At 63.1% G+C, this 16653-nt stretch carries 15 protein-coding genes; 7 read left to right on the plus strand and 8 right to left on the minus strand.

Going from position 1 to position 16653, the window contains the following annotated elements:
• Nucleotides 1-16 precede the first annotated feature (16 nt).
• Entirely contained in the window at nt 17-352 is a 336-nt protein-coding gene (locus HCR84_RS12055) for an ArsR/SmtB family transcription factor (protein ID WP_218043574.1), read from the plus strand.
• Here HCR84_RS12055 and HCR84_RS12060 read toward each other — a convergent pair.
• The 3 genes from HCR84_RS12060 to HCR84_RS12070 all read right to left on the minus strand — a co-directional run bounded on the left by HCR84_RS12060 (nt 341) and on the right by HCR84_RS12070 (nt 5076).
• Complete coding sequence (locus HCR84_RS12060; RefSeq protein ID WP_195706642.1) at nt 341-2827, minus strand: ABC transporter permease; 2487 nt, start codon at nt 2825-2827, stop codon at nt 341-343. The genes HCR84_RS12055 and HCR84_RS12060 overlap by 12 nt on opposite strands.
• Entirely contained in the window at nt 2824-3600 is a 777-nt protein-coding gene (locus tag HCR84_RS12065) for an ABC transporter ATP-binding protein (protein ID WP_166980689.1), read from the minus strand. Before HCR84_RS12065 ends, HCR84_RS12060 begins: the two co-directional genes overlap by 4 nt.
• A gap of 219 nt (nt 3601-3819) precedes the next feature.
• Nucleotides 3820-5076: an ATP-binding protein gene (locus HCR84_RS12070; protein ID WP_166980687.1), complete on the minus strand. Its 1257-nt coding sequence runs from the start codon at nt 5074-5076 to the stop codon at nt 3820-3822.
• A 184-nt stretch (nt 5077-5260) separates the two neighbouring features.
• Between HCR84_RS12070 and HCR84_RS12075 the strand changes: the two genes are divergently transcribed.
• The 4 genes from HCR84_RS12075 (at nt 5261) to HCR84_RS12090 (ending at nt 8677) form a co-directional block, all read left to right on the plus strand.
• Nucleotides 5261-6520, plus strand: a complete 1260-nt coding sequence (locus HCR84_RS12075) for a sensor histidine kinase (protein ID WP_166980685.1) — start codon at nt 5261-5263, stop codon at nt 6518-6520.
• Nucleotides 6508-7152 (plus strand): response regulator, encoded by a 645-nt coding sequence (locus HCR84_RS12080; RefSeq protein WP_166980683.1) that lies wholly within the window; start codon nt 6508-6510, stop codon nt 7150-7152. Before HCR84_RS12075 ends, HCR84_RS12080 begins: the two co-directional genes overlap by 13 nt.
• Before the next feature lie 296 nt (nt 7153-7448).
• Entirely contained in the window at nt 7449-7919 is a 471-nt protein-coding gene (locus tag HCR84_RS12085) for a hypothetical protein (protein WP_166980681.1), read from the plus strand.
• Nucleotides 7916-8677: a hypothetical protein gene (locus tag HCR84_RS12090; RefSeq protein ID WP_166980679.1), complete on the plus strand. Its 762-nt coding sequence runs from the start codon at nt 7916-7918 to the stop codon at nt 8675-8677. The genes HCR84_RS12085 and HCR84_RS12090 overlap by 4 nt, the downstream gene beginning before the upstream one ends.
• A gap of 45 nt (nt 8678-8722) precedes the next feature.
• Here the strand turns inward: HCR84_RS12090 and HCR84_RS12095 are convergent, their stop codons facing one another.
• Nucleotides 8723-10204, minus strand: coding sequence for a malate:quinone oxidoreductase (locus HCR84_RS12095; protein ID WP_166980677.1), 1482 nt, complete (start codon nt 10202-10204; stop codon nt 8723-8725).
• Between the two features lie 168 nt (nt 10205-10372).
• Here HCR84_RS12095 and HCR84_RS12100 point away from each other — a divergent pair, with 168 nt between their 5' ends.
• Nucleotides 10373-11173, plus strand: coding sequence for a response regulator transcription factor (locus HCR84_RS12100; RefSeq protein ID WP_166980675.1), 801 nt, complete (start codon nt 10373-10375; stop codon nt 11171-11173).
• Nucleotides 11174-11433: 260 nt separating this feature from the next.
• On the opposite strand, the gene HCR84_RS12105 is transcribed toward HCR84_RS12100, so the two are convergent.
• Nucleotides 11434-12591 (minus strand): diguanylate cyclase domain-containing protein, encoded by a 1158-nt coding sequence (locus HCR84_RS12105; RefSeq protein WP_166980673.1) that lies wholly within the window; start codon nt 12589-12591, stop codon nt 11434-11436.
• The gene (locus tag HCR84_RS12110; RefSeq protein ID WP_166980671.1) at nt 12588-14213 is read right to left on the minus strand and encodes a sensor histidine kinase; all 1626 of its coding nucleotides are present in this window, start codon (nt 14211-14213) and stop codon (nt 12588-12590) included. Before HCR84_RS12110 ends, HCR84_RS12105 begins: the two co-directional genes overlap by 4 nt.
• A 98-nt stretch (nt 14214-14311) precedes the next feature.
• On the opposite strand from HCR84_RS12110, the gene HCR84_RS12115 reads away from it, so the two are divergent.
• A complete protein-coding gene (locus HCR84_RS12115; RefSeq protein ID WP_268921441.1) occupies nt 14312-15070 on the plus strand; it encodes a response regulator transcription factor in 759 nt (252 codons plus the stop codon).
• Nucleotides 15071-15078: 8 nt separating this feature from the next.
• Here the strand turns inward: HCR84_RS12115 and HCR84_RS12120 are convergent, their stop codons facing one another.
• Nucleotides 15079-15459 (minus strand): Hpt domain-containing protein, encoded by a 381-nt coding sequence (locus tag HCR84_RS12120; RefSeq protein WP_166980667.1) that lies wholly within the window; start codon nt 15457-15459, stop codon nt 15079-15081.
• A 129-nt stretch (nt 15460-15588) separates the two neighbouring features.
• Nucleotides 15589-16647, minus strand: a complete 1059-nt coding sequence (locus HCR84_RS12125) for an aspartate-semialdehyde dehydrogenase (protein ID WP_166980665.1) — start codon at nt 16645-16647, stop codon at nt 15589-15591.
• Between the last annotated feature and the right edge of the window lie 6 nt (nt 16648-16653).

Here is a 16653-nt window from a genome sequence, read left to right on the forward strand (position 1 = left end):
ATCGAAAGAAGGAATTGTGGCTCGCTCATCACCGATGCTCGATCACCCGGACCTGGCGACCGTGCCGCTGACCGCTGTGTTTGCGGCCCTCGGTGACCCGACGCGCCTCACGATCGTGCAGACGTTGCTCGAAGAACCGGACGGCCTCGCCTGCGGAGCATTCCCCGTAGACGTGGCCGCTTCGACGCTCAGTCACCACTTCAAGGTGCTGCGACTCGCCGGCCTGATCCACCAGGAAGAGCGCGGAACACGTCGCTGGACCACCCTGCGACAGCACGATCTTGAAGCGTGGTCGCCAGGCATACTGCGAATCATCGAGCGGCCGGCGGCACCGCCGACGTCACGAGAGTGACGTCAGCGGCGCGCGCAGTGCCGAGCGGGTGGGTAACACGATCGACAGAATGCCGAGCAGCAGCGTTCCCCCAACGAGCAGCCCGTAGATGACCGGTGGGAACGTCGGAATCAGTTGACCGCTGACACCGAAGGCGATACCCGCGAGTGGTATCACCGTGATCGCGGTGCCCAACACGACGGCGAGCACCGAGACCATGCCGGACTCGAGGAAGGTCATCGTCGTGACCTGCCCCGGCGTTGCGCCGAGACGACGGAGCAGTGCGAACTCGTTGCGGCGTTCGGTGGTCGCCATGACGAGCGTGTTCACGACAGCGAGGGCGATGAAGCCAAGAATGAGCATCAGCGCGACGATCGATGCCCAGGATTGCGATTCGGCATCCGCTGCCCCGGCAGCATCCATTGTGTCTGTGCTCGTCACTCGGAGGCCCATGTCGGCGATGCTCGCCGCGACGGCACCGACGTCGGCAGCGTCAACGAGCAGATAGTCGGTCAGGCCCGTGGTTGTGTGCTGCGTGAGCAGTGCGGAGTCGACTGTATAGTCACCGAACCCAAGACCGCGTTCGTAGGTTGCCACGACCGTCGCGGTCAGCGGAACGCCGTCACCGAGGGTGATATCGATCGTGTCGCCGACGCCGGCCCCGAGCGCGAGAGCGGCGGACTCGCTGACGGCGATGGACTCGTCGTCGCTGAGATCGGCAAGCGTGCCCGCCGTTACATCGAGGTCGAGCGTGCTGTCTGCGGCGGCGGGATCGATGCCTTGAATGGGTTTGGGCTGCACCATATGCACGCCGTACTCGGGGATGCCCGTGTCAACGATCACACTGGAGCGCGTGACGGGGTTGACGGCGGTGACCCCGTCTATCGTGGCGACGTCATGCGCGATGCTGGAGGAGAGCCCTCCCGCTGGCGCCGAGACCGTGAGATCGGCTGTGGTGCCCTCACTGGACTGTGCCGCTGCCTCGGTCGCAACGGTCGCGGGAACGAACAGCTGAACGATTGCCAGAGTGATACCGAGCGCGAGCGGCACAACAGCTGTCGAGAGGCGGCGCGTGAAGCTGCGCGCGTTGGCGTCGGCGAGAACACCGGGGGCGCCGGGCAGCCGGCGAAGCAGGGGGCCCGCTGCGGTGAGCACGATCTCCACGATGCGTGGGCCGAGCAGCGCCGCACCGATGATCATGGCCAGGGCCGCGGATGCTGGGCCGGCCAGCGCCGCTTCGCCCGGGAGAACAAGCGGAAGCAGCGACGCGACGACACCGGTGCCCAGCAGCACGACGCCGGTGATGACCCGCCCGCGACTGAGGTCCGGCGTCTCCACGTTCGACTGCACGAGAGCGTCGATGGGCGCCATGCGTGAGGGGCGGCGGGCACTGATGACGGCGGCGAGAAGTGACGCGCCGACCATGAGCACCACGGCGGCGGCTCCGGGGAGCGGGCTGATGGCGAGAGCAAAGTCAGGCGAGATGACGCCGGCATTCGCAAACTGATCGGCGAGCAGCAGCGCCAGGCCGTAGCCGGGGAGAACACCAACGAGGGCGGCACCTGTCGAGATGATGCCCGTTTCGCGAACGACGAGTCCGCGGATCTGTCGCGGTCCCGCACCGACAGCGCGAAGCAGAGCGATGTCGCGACGCCGCTGCGCGAGAGACAGCGAGAGTGTGCTGGCGACGACGAACAGCGCGATGATGAGGGCAATTCCCGCAAGTGATCCGCTGAGCGCGATGAGGTTCGTCCGTGCGGATGCCCCTTCCAGCGTCTCGACATCGCCGCGCGCGGCACCGGTATACGTGCGGACACCCGGCACCTGCTCTGCGATCGAGGCGGCGAGCGCGTCAGCATCCGTTCCTGGCTCGGCTGTGACGCCGATCAGGGCAACCGTGTCGCCGTGCGGCCACAGTGCAGCTGCTGCCTGCTGGGTGAGGAATGCCTGCGGCTCGTCGATTGCCGTGCCTGTGGGCGAGGCAATTCCAACGACCGCGTAGGTGTGCGGCACTCCCCCGCGCGAGAGCTCGATGGTGTCGCCGACAGAGACGCCGCGTGCGTCGGTCACGACGACCTGATTGTCTGCCGACGGCCGCTGACCTGCCGTGAGAGCAAAGGGGGTGACGGCGGCCGCGCTCCAGGCGTGGGTGTTGACGGCTTCACCGTCAGCCGTGACGAGAGTGACGGGGGTATCAGCCACGGCGCTGGCGACGCCTGGAACAGCCGCGACCGCGTCAACGGTCACATCGGGCAGCAGCGCGCGCTCGGGGAAGGGAACATCGACGTCGTCGGGAACCGGCTGGGATTGCGGCGCACCAACGACGACATCGGAGCCGGCGTAGCGCTGAACGGGGACGCCGCCGCGAAGCCCCGACTCGACGAGAACGCCGAGTGCGGTAGCAAGTGCGGTGGCAAGCAGCACGGCGACAATGACACCGATAACGCTGCGGCGATGATGAACGGCGGATGCTCGTGCAAGAGACCACATGGTCATTCCCCTAACTGCGACATGCGCGCGGTGATCGTCGCGATGTCTGGTGATTCGAGATGCCCGGCGATGCGGCCATCGGCGATGAAGACGACGTGATCGGCATACGACGCGGCCATGGGGTCGTGCGTGACCATCACGACGGTTTGCTGCAGACCCGATGCGACGTACCGCATCAGGTCGAGCACCTGCCGCGCCGTGCGCGAATCGAGTGCTCCCGTTGGCTCATCGCCGAACACGGCGGCCGGCTTGGTGATGAGGGCGCGGGCGATGGCAGCGCGCTGCTGCTGACCACCGGAAAGCTCCTGAGGACGCCGATGGATGAGGTCGCTCAGGCCGACGGCGCCGATGACGTGGTCGAACCAGGCGGCGTCGACGCTGCGCTTGCCGAGAAGGAGCGGAAGCGTGATGTTCTGCGACACCGTGAGCTGCGGAAGCAGGTTGTATGCCTGAAAAACGAAGCCGACGTGATCGCGCCGAAACCGCGTGAGCTGACGCTCGGGCATTCCCGAGATGCGTGTGGTGCCGAGGGCAACCGAGCCGGAGGTTGGAGCGTCGAGGCCGGCAGCCACGTGCATGAGGGTGCTCTTGCCGGAGCCCGACGGCCCCATGATCGCGGTGAACGAGTGGGAGGGAAGCTGAAGCGAGACACCAGCGAGGGCGGTCACCTGGGCGGTTCCGGTGCCGTAGTTCTTCACGACGTTGTCGAGGTGAACGGCTGCCGGTGTGGCGGCCTGCGGGCCTGGTGCGGGGCTGCGAAGTGCGGGAAGAGAAGTCATGCTTCGACATTACGAATCGCGCCGCTCCTGCACACGGGTGCCTTCGGGCGTCTTGACGGTAGGGCTCGCCCTACTGGCATGGAACTTACGCCAGACACGAGGTTTAGCCACTTTGGCGATAAACCTGGTGAAACGTATGGGGTCGTGGCGTGGATAGGCGACGTTGATAGCGGAAAGGTCTTCTCGTCCGAGGGCCTGCACTGGTGATGCCTGTTGCATTCAAGAGGACCAAAGGGCTGAGAGCGGCAGCGCCCAGAGCCGGTCGCCAAATGGGAGCGATCGCTCCCCTGTGTGAAGAACCACGCCGGCAACGAATCGCTCTCCCAGTCGATCGCGGAGGTATCGCAAGCCCTTGAAATCGCCGCTCCGAGGGCTCGATGAGGCCTTGACTTCGATACCGACGATATCGCGCTTGCGGTCTTCAAGAATGATGTCGACTTCGCGGCTGTAGTCGTCCCGATAGTGGAACATGCGGAACGACTTCTCTGACCACGCACGCTGCTTTTCTAGTTCTCCGACGACGAAACCCTCAATGAGACCTCCGGTGAGGGGAGAGGACACCGAAGTTTCGAGTCCGTCAATGTCTACTCCAGTGAGATGTGCAGCGAGTCCGGTGTCTGCAAGTGCGACCTTCGGGGTGGATACCGCACGATTGGCGATGTTGTTTGACCACCCAGAGATCGACCGAACAAAAAATATGCTGCGAAGCGCGTCAAGATACGCCGGAATGGAACGCTCTGGAATATCTACCTCGCGGCCGATGCGCGCAGCGACGAACTCGCCAGAGTTTCGTGCTGCTATAACACTGAGTAACGTCGCCAGGCGATCCGGGTATTGGATGCCCGTAATGTCTGTTGAGTCTTTCGACAAAAGTCTTTCTGCGTAACTCGAGAGCCAGCGATCCCTGGCCCGACCAGTTCTGGCGAGGGCTTCTGGGAATGCTGGTCTTGTAGCGATCTCGAGATAGTCCCGGCGAGTTAAGGCAGGATGATCGGTCGGCATCTTGTCAGAGGGCAGCGACCATGCGAAGGAAGCGAAGTCAGCGATTCGACCCGCGAGCTCGTCTTGGCTGAAACCCTCAAGGCGAATGGTCTCTGCGCGCCCGGCCAGCGATTCCTGTGACCCACGAAACGAAAGAAGGTCGGCAGAGCCCGTGACGATAAAACGTCCGGGGCGACGATCGCGATCGACTGATGCCTTCAGCGATGTTAAGAGGTCCGGCACTCGTTGGATCTCGTCGATAGCGAGTAAGCCTTGCGGATATTGTGCAGCAAAGCCATCAGGGTCGGCTTCAGCCGCACTCCGATCACCGAGGTCGTCAAGATTCACGACTCTCGCATCACGATTGCGAATGAGCTGCTGCATGAGCGTGCTCTTGCCGACTTGGCGGGCCCCACTGACCACCGTGATCGGAGTATCAGAGAGAGTTTCCTTCGCCACTCCGGTGACATTGCGGGAAATATAGCCAGGGCACATACGTTGAGTTTACGTTGTCGTTGCGGATTTCACGAAGTCACGTTGCGGATTTCACCGGGCTGTGTTGCGGATTTCACCGATTATCTCTGCGGATTTCACGGTGGTGCGGCTTACTGACGTAACGCGAACCAACAGTAGGGACAGCACTACCGACATCAGAACATGCATCGGCAAAGATAGGAATATGCCCACACCACCTTTTCTTCACACTCGCCCCAGGTGGCGCGCTATCGCGTTCATCGCCGTCGAGGCTGGATGGTGGCTTGTCGGCCTCTTCTATCTGTGCGCGGTGCTTGCCGTTGCCCCCTTTCTGCTTCTGGGTGTCGGCTGGCTCGCCGTGCCAACGCTCGTCGAGTGGCTCGAGCAGCTCGCCGATCGCGCGCGCGACAGAGCTGCAGCATTTTCGCGCTCTCGGGCGCCCGAGAGCATCCGGCACAGCCACAGTGGTCTCTCGTTTCGCGAGCGGGTGGCGCTCGTCAGCTCATCTGATTTTCAGCGCAATGCCGTGTGGGCGATCACCCATCTGATCGTCATGCCCGTTGTGATTCTGCTCGGCCTTGGCCTGCCCCTCGGCGCACTCAACAATATTGCCGCGTCAACGTACTGGTGGAGTGTGCCCGAGGGCGATCCGGTTATCGTTCCCTTTGCCGTGACCAGCTGGCCGCTGTCAATCGCCGCACTCGCCCTCGGTGTCGCCTATGGAGTCATCGCGTGGCTCATTCTTCCCGCGCTGTCCCGGCGCACGGCGAGTGTCACCCTTGCGATGCTGTGGCCCAATCGCGTCGGCGACATGGAGCAGCGCATCGAGTCGCTCTCCCGCAGCCGGGCCGCCGCACTCGATGCGCACTCGAGCGAGCTGCGCCGCATCGAGCGCGAACTGCACGATGGCGCACAGAACCAGCTCGTTGGCGTTGTGATGATGATCGGGCTCGCCCAACGGTCTATGAAGGACGATCCAGACAAAGCGGCGTCATTCTTGGTGCAGGCGCAGGATGCGGCATCCGATGCCCTCACCGGTTTGCGCGAGATGGTGCACGACATCTACCCGCCCGTTCTCGATGAGCTGGGGCTCTCGGGTGCCGCGTCAACCCTGACAAGCAGACTCGGGATGCCGACGACGCTCGACGTGTCTGCGCTGAAGCGCGCACCCGCAGCCGTCGAGTCGGCCGCGTACTTCGTTCTGGCCGAAGCGCTGACAAACGTGGCGAAGTACGCCGAGGCGTCGTCCGTTCGTGTGGCGCTCAGCACTCTTTCGGGCTCCCCTGAGGACACGCTCATTGTTCAGGTCGACGACGACGGGCGTGGTGGGGCCACTGTCGGCGATGCCGGCACCGGGCTTGGGGGCGTCGCCAGCCGCGCCGAGGCTCTCGGCGGTACGCTCTCGGTGTCGAGCCCGGTTGGCGGGCCCACTCACGTGAAGGTCGAGCTGCCGTGCGGATTCTGATTGCCGAAGACAATGCGCTGCTTCGGGCCGGGCTGACGATGCTCGTGAATGGCGAGGGCATCGACGTCGCGGCCGCCGTCGACAATGCCGACGACGTGCTGACGGCGTTCGACGAACACGAGGTAGACGGCGCCGTGCTCGACGTGCGCATGCCGCCGACATTCACGAACGAGGGGCTCAGGGCCGCGCTCGAGATGCGGCGTCGTAAGCCAGGCTTTCCCGTGCTCGTGCTGTCGGCATATGTCGAAGACACGTATGCGGCGAAGCTGCTCGGAGACGGGGCATCCGGTGTCGGCTATCTGCTGAAGGAACGCGTGGGTGACGTCGGAGAGTTTGTCGGGGCGCTTCGTCGGGTGATCGACGGCGGCACGGCGATGGATCCCGAGGTGATCGCCCAGCTGGTGAGCCGGCGGCATGCTGACGACCCCGTGCGACGCCTGACTCCTCGCGAGCACGAGGTGCTGAGCCTCGTTGCTCAGGGAATGGGCAACACAGCCATCGCCGAGCAGCTTGTGATCACCGAGGCCGCCGTCGGCAAGCACATCGGCAACATCTTCTCGAAGCTCGACCTTGCCCAGCACGACACCGGTCACCGCCGCGTGCTCGCGGCACTCGCCTACCTGCGATCGTGACCGCATCCCACGTTGCCTCGCGGAGCCTATGCAGAGGTCACAGACGCTGAAGCCGCGGACCTCACGATTCGCCGATCATGACCAAGTGCTGAACCTCTCGCTATTGGACGACGCAAAGAAGCGTTGACACATATAGTCCGATATAGGACGATATATGTATGCAGCTTTCCACTTCACAAGCAGCCCAAGAACTGGGCGTCTCAGCACGGCAGGTACGCCGAGCCGTGATAAACGGAAGCGCACAAGCAACGCGCCACGGAAACGCTCACTCGCTATCAAGCCGTCAGGTACAAGTAATGACGCGAACCACTCACCGAGGACGCAACTGGTCAGATAAAGCCGTGTTGGCTGCACTCGACCTCCTGGCATCCGGAAGCACATCGATACTCAGCGGCTCCGAACGGAGCCGCTTGAAGCAGCGCATTCGCTCCACACCAGTGGGCGCACTCGCCGGACAGATTCTTCGAGGCAAGGTAAGTCTGCGTCGCGCTGTCAACACCACGAGCAAGCGCAACTTCGCACCGACCATGCTCAGGGAGCTGCAATTGTCAAGACAAGGAGGCCTAGGAGTTCTCATTGCTCAGAACGCAGACAGAGTTGCTCGAGACGCGCATCTTGCGCGGGACGATTCCGGCGACATCGTCATCGTGGAGGGCACCGAGAAGCATAAAGGTGTTCTCGAAGCACTCGCGCTCTACGCCTTCGGCGACACCCGGGAATGCTCCGCGGCCGAAGCGTGGATTGCCGGCGTGAAGGAGAGAATTTGATCGAGCGCCCCCACGTTACTCTTGATGCTCAGTCAACAGAGTGGGATGAGCCGCCTTGGCCTTCCGCTTTTGAACTAGCGTTTCTGCTGCCAGAGCGCTCATGGACGCTTGTCGGCGGCCTCATGGTGAAGCTACACGCAGAACTTGCGTCTCTGCCGGCGCCCCGTTCGACACTAGATGTTGACACAACGCTCCATCTGGAAACAAAGTCCATAACATTCGGGCAAGCGGCCGAGACCCTCAAGAATGCCGGATATCGTCTCAACGAGGACACCCAGTATGCCTACCGATTTGACCGTGGAGCCGAGCGAATCGATGTCATGTGCTCGGATCGGCACGCGATCTCGAAGCATCCCCGTTATCGTGGACGCCCTCTGTTCGGCGTTCCAGGTGGAACACGCGCGCTGATGCGGACAATCAACGTCGATGCCGACACCCCGCGCGGCACCGCCCAACTCATTGTTCCCGATGTTCGTGGCGCACTTGTGCTTAAGGGAGCCGCCTACCTTGAAGACTCAAGAGACCGAGCGAGGCACGCGGAAGACGCAGTGTTGCTGCTCGCATGTCTCACTGATCCTCACGGAGCAATAGCTGACCTGAGCAATCGAAGCCGTAAGCGAATTCGAACACTTGTAGAGGTACTCACCGAGCATTCCGCTCCATGGACGAATCATGACGGAATAGTGCAATCGCTTGCGAAGGAAACACTTGAAGAATTGAACGGCATCATGCATATCGAGAGCAAACGGGACAGTTAAGCGAACTACAGTCGTCTCCGCAGACCTCAATGTTTCATATGCCCATCAGCGCCCGATGTTGAGCGCCTCTGACGTCTCGCTGAGCACCTCGTCGACGCGCAGGGCATCGTCATTGAGTGTGCTGCCGACGCTCGGGATCATCTCGCGCAGCTTGGGCTCCCACTCCCCCGCCTTCGCCGGGAAGCAGCGCTTCAGAATGTTCAGCATGATCGGCACGGCGGTTGATGCGCCGGGCGATGCACCGAGCAGACCGGAGATGGAGCCATCGGCACTCGAGATCACCTCGGTGCCGAACTGGAGCACACCGCCCTTCTTCTCGTCCTTTTTCATCACCTGAGCGCGCTGACCCGCGGTGATGAGGTACCAGTCCTTCTGCTTCGCCGTCGGCACGAATTCTTTGAGCGACTCGAACCTCTTGCTCTTTCTCGCCATGAGTTCGCTGAGCAGGTACTTGATGAGGCCGGGATTGTCTTTCGCCACCGCCAGCATCGGAACCAGGTTGTGCGGGCGCACCTGCGTGACGAGATCCCAGATGTGACCATTCTTCAAGAACTTCGGGCTGAAGCCCGCATACGGGCCAAACAGCAGACTCTTGCTTCCGTCAACCATGCGCGCGTCGAGGTGCGGCACCGACATGGGCGGAGCACCGACCGCGGCCTGGCTGTAGACCTTGGTGTCGTGCTGCTCCACGATCTTCGGGTTATCTGTGCGCAAGAACTGCCCCGAAATCGGAAAGACGCCATAGCCCTTGATCTCGGGAATGCCTGACTTCTGCAGCAGCTTGAGAGCCCAGCCGCCTGCCCCGACGAAGACAAAGCGCGCGTTGAGCTGCCCGGGCGTGCTGCCCACACGGTGCTTGTACTTCACGTGCCAGGTGCCGTCTTTCTGCTTCTTCAGCGACGTCACCTCGGTGTTGAGGTTGAGGCCCGCCCCGGACGCTGTCGCCGCCTCGATAAGCTGATGCGTCAGGGCACCGAAGTCGACGTCGGTGCCCGCCGGCTGCCAGGTCGCGGCAAAGGGCTGGTCTTTCTTCAATCGCTTCTGCATGAGCAGCGGTGCCCACGTGTTGATGACCTTGGGGTCGTCGGAGTACTCGATGCCCTCAAACAGCGGCTGCTCCCTGAGCAGTTCGTAACGCCGTTTGAGGTAGTCGACGTCTTTCTCGCCGCGCACGAACGTCATGTGCGGCGTGGAATTGATGAACGTGTTGGGGTCGGTGATCTGGCCCTTCTCGACGAGGTGGCTCCAGTACTGCCTGCTCACCTGAAACTGCTCGTTGATGCCAACGGCCTTTGTCGGCTCAATCGAACCATCTTTTGCGCGCGGCATGTAGTTGAGCTCGCACAGCGCCGAGTGGCCGGTTCCCGCGTTGTTCCACGGGTTGGATGACTCCTGGGCCACATCGCCCAGTCGCTCGAAGATCTCGATCTTCCAGGTGGGCTCAAGCTGCGAGATCAGGGACGCGAGTGTGGCGCTCATGATGCCGCCCCCGATCAGGGCGACATCGACCGGCTGGGAAGACGTCATGGCTTCTATTCTAAGGCGGGCAGCAGGGTGCTCCGGACATCGCAGAATCTGCCTGCACACACCATCGTTATGACGCAAGCCGTCACCCCCAATCCGCGGGTAGAAACGGCATTTCGGCGCGGCGAGCGCTATAACCTGATCACACGCCGACGCATGAGGGGTGTGGGCATGAGCGATGATGCGAGAAACAAAGTAGTCGTCATTATTGAGGACGACCTTGATATTCGTTCGCTGCTCGAAGTGATTCTGTCGCAAGCAGGTTTCGACACCGAGTCTGCGGGCACGGGTGCCGAGGGAATTCAGACCGTGCGCCGCGCGAACCCCGATGTGATCGTTCTCGACATCGGGCTTCCCGACATCGACGGGTTCACGGTTCTGCGAAAGATTCGCGAGTTCTCTCAATCGTTCATCGTCGTGCTCAGCGCCCACGACGACGAGATCGATGTCTTGCACGGGCTTTCCGTCGGCGCCGATGGCTACATCACGAAGCCCTTTCGTCCCCGCGAACTGCGTGCGCGAATTGAGGCACTCGTGCGACGCTCGGTCACTATGCCCGATCTCGCAGGGCACGAGAGCACCTCCACCGTTCCCGTTGCGGCGGTGGACAGCACGCCTCAGACGCCACCACAAGCCACTCAATCGAGAGAATTCGCGCACAACGGACTGCACGTCGACATCGACGTGCGCGCCATCAGCGTCGACGGCGACGAAGTCACGCTGACGCGCTCAGAATTCGAGCTGCTCTCGCGCCTGGTGACGGCGGGGCGCCGTGTGCTCAGCAAAGGTGATCTGGCGCTTGCGCTACGCGCGGATGACGACAGCTCGTCAGATTATGTGAGTCACGCTGATCGTCGGACCGTGGAAGCGCACGTGGGTAACCTGCGTCGCAAGCTCGGAGATCTGGCCGAGGTGCGCCGATTCATCGAAACTGTTCGCGGAGTCGGCTACCGGCTGACCGAGCCCCAGTGACCGCTGAATCTCGGTGACCACCGAGCCGCCGATCTGCTCGCGGCGAGAATGGCCGCGCGAACGCTAGGGAACATCCGCGCGGCCCACGGCGTTTCGGGCCGCCTTCGTTCGATTTCTGACGTTGGCCGAATTAACGGCGTGAGCCTGAACTGAACGTTTTCAGCATGGCGCAGTTCCCTCAAGCAGCCGCACGCGTGGCCCCCGGGTTTGGCTAAGGAATTCACAAGAAACGATCAAGGCCGAGTCACCTCTCGGTGATGTCATTCACGCCCGTCCAGCACGAGGTTGCCACCCCGGGCCTCCGCTTCGTCGCGCCGTTGGGTGGCGAGGTCGAAGAGCTTTTGCCACCCGGCTTCGGTTGTGGCCCCTGTTGCGACGCCGACGCTCACGGTCAAGCGCAAGTTTGCTCGAGAGTCGAAGGCGCTCTCGACAAGTGCGTTGTGCAGGCGAGCGATCGTGTCCTCCGCTTCGGCCGGGTCGGCCATCGTGGTGACGACGCCGAATGTTCCTGCGCTCTCGCGCCCGATGATTGCGGTGGGCGGCATCGTGTCGCGCAGAACGTCAGCGAGTATCTGCACGGCTCTGTCCCCGACATCTTTGCCGAAGGCTGTGTTGATATCACCGAGACTGTCGATCGTGACGATGACGACGCCGCTGCTCATGCCGTGGTTTTTCGCACGCGACACGCGGTCGGCCCCGCCCGTCGTGAAGTGCGGCCAATCGAGAACGCCGACGTGGGAGAAGCCCGGTTCAGCGTAGAGGCCCGATTCGATGTAGGTGTTCGTGCGCTCGATGCGCAGGATCGAGATTGCGAGCGTGCCTGCCACGACGAGCAAGATCGCGAGCCCCGTTGTCGTTGCCGTGCCGAACCACACCTGAAACGCCGATGATTGCGCACCGCTGGTCAGGAACACGATGAACCGGCCCGAGTAGAAAACGGCCTCTGTTCCGACGACCACGGCGAGGATGCGGCCGTTGAGACGCCCAGACAACCGTCGGCTGAAGCACTCCACGGCGGCCATTGCCGTGAACGCGATGATGCCCAGCCACGAGACGGGCGCGCCCGCCCATTCGTTGCCGAACGGCGAATCGAGGAGGGAGGCGACGAAGATGATCGCTCCGGCCCCGAACACGATCCACATTCGCAGACGACGGCCGTTGAACGACCGGATGCCCAGCCACACGCACCCCATTCCGATGGCGAGCATCGCGTTGCCCGCGGCGTTTGCCCAGCCCATGCTCGGGTCAAGACCGAAAACAGCGAAGGACATTGACGACCCGATCGCAAACAGGAGCCCGGCGCTCCAGAAGAGCCCGACCGCATCCTGACGCCCGAAGGCGCTGTTCAGCACGAAGATCACGGCGCAGACGACCGTCAGCAATCCGCTCATGATCAGAACCGTTGTCGCGTCGATCATGCTTCTCCCTCTTCTTCTGCGGTCGTGGGGAGGGTGACGGTGAACGTCGTCCCCTCTCCCGGGATGCTGATCACGGTGATGTCGCCGAGATGCTGCCTGACGATGTCACGGCTGATGCTGAGGCCGAGGCCTGTGCCTCCCACTCCGTGCGTCGAGGGAGCACGATAATACCGAGTGAACAGCACGCTCAGCTCCTGCTCGGTGAGACCTCTCCCCGTGTCGGCGACGATAAGCTGCACGGCGCCCCTGCTGCCGACGATGCTCACGGTCACCGACCCTCCAGGGTTGTTGTACTTGATCGCGTTCGAGAGCAGATTGTCGACGACCTGCCTCAGCCGGAAGGCATCGCCGATGATCGGTGCTGATTCGAGGGAACCGTGCCGAAGCTCGATCCCCTGCGTTCGCGGGCGGACGGCCGCCATGGCATCGCGAACGACGTCGGCCAGATCCATGGGCGCGTGCGTGAGCGTGAATGCGACGGCCCGCTCGCGCGATGCGTCGAGAAGCTCGGAGACGAGGGTGAGCATGCGGTCGCTGCTCTTCAGCACGACGGCGAGCTGGTCGCGGGTCGCGTCAGACATGTTCGGATCTTCGAGGGCAAGCTCGACGAACCCCGTCACTGACGTGAGAGGGTTCTTGAGCTCGTGCGTCACCGACGCCATCAGCTCGTCGCGTGCCTCCACGGCGAGCAGTTCGGACGTGATGTCTCGCACCACAACGACAACCCCAGCACCCGTGCTGTGGTTGTTCGGCAGCCGGTGCCCCGTGATCGCGAAGGCGATCTGCTCCCGGGATTCCGGGCCGCCCATCCACACAATGACTTCGCTGAACTCTTCGCCGCGCGCAGCACGGGCAAAGGGGCGCTCGCTGTCGGGAACGAGCGTGCGCTTGTCTGCGGCGTACAGGCTGGCAGGGGCGTCACCGGCGGCGCGATGGCGCGCCATCCAGCCACGGTAGGCACCATTGGCGAAGATCATTCGGCCCGCAGCGTTCATGCGGACGACGCCGAACGGAAGCGCCTCAAGCACTTCGTCAAGCAGTCGTTCGCCGCCCTTCGACCTCTGGAGTGCCGCTTCGAGGAGCCCGGACTGCCGATCGAGAATCACCCGTTGGGCGCGATTGCGAGCGGACGCTCGATAGGTCACGGTCGCCACGAACGCCAGCGCAATGGGGACGACGAGAATGCGGGGAATGTCGCTTGCCGCAACTCGCGACGTCTCGACGACAACGATCACGATGAACGACACGCTTGACAGCGCGGCCCCCAGAAATGCACCCCGGCGTCCGAAGTACGACGCGAGCCAGATCACGGGAAAAATGTAGAAGAAGGTGACGGCGATTGCCGGCTGCTGCGCGCGCAGCAGCGCGACCGCCAAGATATCAAGAATCGGGATGCAGGCGATCGTCCACGGGGGCAGGGGCGACCAGTCGATGCACGCCGCAACACCGGTCAGGGCGAACACGAGGATGACGCCGGCGAAGAACGTCGGACGTGCGATGACGCTCACATCGAGAATGAGCACGAGCACGGCAAGCACAAGCACGCAGACGCCGATGACGAGCTGCGAGAGAAAGACCGACCGTCGCACCCCGGGGCGCGGCTGGCTGGTCGATGTACTCATAGTGTGAGCGTAGCGGTGATTTCGCGCGTGGCCTCAGCATGACGGCGCGTCGATCGTCGCCGATAGTATGGAGTGGTACGCACGCGAGAGGGGCGCGCATAGTGCAGAATCGTCATGCCGTAATCATCGAAGACGACGATGATATCGCGATGCTCTTGCATGCCTCACTCGCCGGCGCGGGCTTCACGGTCTCGCGGGCGTCGGATGGCGCAGAGGGCATTGAGCTCGTGCGCTCTGTGAAGCCCGACGTGATCACTCTCGACGTTGGGCTTCCCGGCATCGACGGCCTCGAGACGACGAGACGGATCCGTTCGTTCAGCGACGCACACATCGTCATGCTGACGGCCCGCGACGATGAGGCAGACGTCCTTATGGGTCTCGAGGCCGGTGCCGATGACTATGTGACGAAGCCGTTTCGACCCCGCGAGCTTCGCGCGCGCGTCGGGGCAATCATGCGGCGGCGCGAAGCGGCGAACCCCCCGACCGCCGTGCCCGTTGCGCCGCCCTCGGCGAAAGTGCAACGGGTCTTCACGCACAACGGCCTGACCCTTGACCGTGACGAACGCACGGTTTTCGTGGACGGAGACCCCGTCGAGACCACCCGCACCGAGTTTGACCTGCTCGCGGCCCTTCTGAGAAACCGCTCCCGCGTGGTTGAGAAGGCGGAGCTTGTGCGCCATCTGCGCGACGATGGCTACCAGCACATCAGCTACGTGAGTGCCGCAGATAAGCGTGCACTCGAAGTTCACGTCGGCAACCTTCGTCGCAAACTCGCAGAGGACGTCAAGAACCCTCGATGGATTCTGACGGTGCGCGGTGTGGGGTACCGACTCGCCCCCGCCCGCGACCCCGGGTGATCGTCGAGTCAGGAAAGCAGCATCTGCGAGAGTCGTTCGATTGTTCGGTCCCCGACCGTCCGCAGGTGAGGAATGAGCCTCCGCACACCCGCGAGGTCACCGGCTCGCCCCAGCTGTTCGAGGTCGGACGCCACTGCGTTGAGGCGCACCGCGCCCACCATCGCGCTTGACGAACGAATGCTCAGCGCGGAGTCGACAAGTGCTCCGACGTTGTCGTCGTTCGTGGCACAAGTGACGCGCTGCAGACGATTCGGCCACATGCTCACGAACGTTGCGACAAAACCGTTGACGGCAACGCAATCGCCGTCAAGCTCGGCGCGCAGCTGTTCCAGGTATCGAGGGTCAACGGCCACGTGCGCTTCGCGCTCATCCGTGACGCAGGAACCCATGGTCGCTTCTGCTCTCCTCGTGCCTGTGCCGCAATCCTGTCATGTCAGCACGGGCGCCGTCGACCGCTGATCATCAGCTTTTGCCAAAGATGTTGCGAAGTCGACCAGAGCTCCGTGCGGAGGCAGTGTTTAGGCGGCAGCACTCTTCTTCGCGGCGATGACCTCAGCGATCTGCACCGCGTTGAGGGCGGCACCTTTGCGCAGATTGTCGTTTGCGATGAAGAGCGCGAGGCCCTTGCCCTCGGGAGCAGACTGGTCTGCACGGATGCGTCCGACATACGCCGGGTCGTTTCCGGCAGCATCCAGCGGGGTTGGCACGTCGGCCAGCTCCACACCGGGCGCAGCCGCAAGCACCTCGGCGGCACGCTCGGGCGTGATGTCGTTGGCGAACTCGGCGTTGATCGAGAGCGAGTGGCCCGTGAAGACGGGAACGCGAACGCACGTGCCCGAGACCCGCAAGCCCGGAAGGCCCAGAATCTTGCGGCTCTCGTTGCGGAGCTTCTTCTCTTCGTCGGTCTCACGCTCGCCGTCTTCGACGATCGAGCCCGCAAGGGGAACGACATCGAAGGCGATGTGCTTGACGTACTTCACCGGGTCGGGCATGGGGACGGCGTGGCCGTCGTGCACGAGCTGCAGCAGGTTCTCGTCTTGAACGGCGGTGCGCACCTGGCTGGCCAGCTCCATCGCTCCGGCGAGGCCGGAACCGGACACTGCCTGGTAGGTGCTCACGATGAGCCGTTCGATGCCCGCCTCGTCATGCAGAGCCTTGATCACAGGCATGGCCGCCATCGTTGTGCAGTTGGGGTTGGCGATGATGCCCTTCTGGGCGTCGTCAATGGCCTCAGGGTTCACCTCGCTCACAATGAGCGGAACCTCCGGGTCCATGCGCCAGGCGCTTGAATTGTCGATGACGATCGCGCCGGCTTCGGCGAAGCGCGGAGCGTGCGTGCGTGAGCCGGTTGCACCGGCCGAGAACAGCGCGATGTCGAGCCCTGTGGGGTCGGCCGTTGCGACGTCTTCAACCTCGTAGTCCGTGTCGTTGAAGCGAATCGTCGAGCCGGCGCTGCGCGATGTGGCGAAGAACCGAATCTCGCTGAACGGAAACTCGCGCTCCTCGAGGAGGCTGCGCATGACGGTGCCGACCTGTCCGGTCGCGCCGACGATGCCAATGCGGAGTTTCTGAGTCATATATCT

Origin of the sequence: Paramicrobacterium fandaimingii, from assembly GCF_011751745.2 — a bacterium.
GTDB lineage: Bacteria > Actinomycetota > Actinomycetes > Actinomycetales > Microbacteriaceae > Paramicrobacterium > Paramicrobacterium fandaimingii.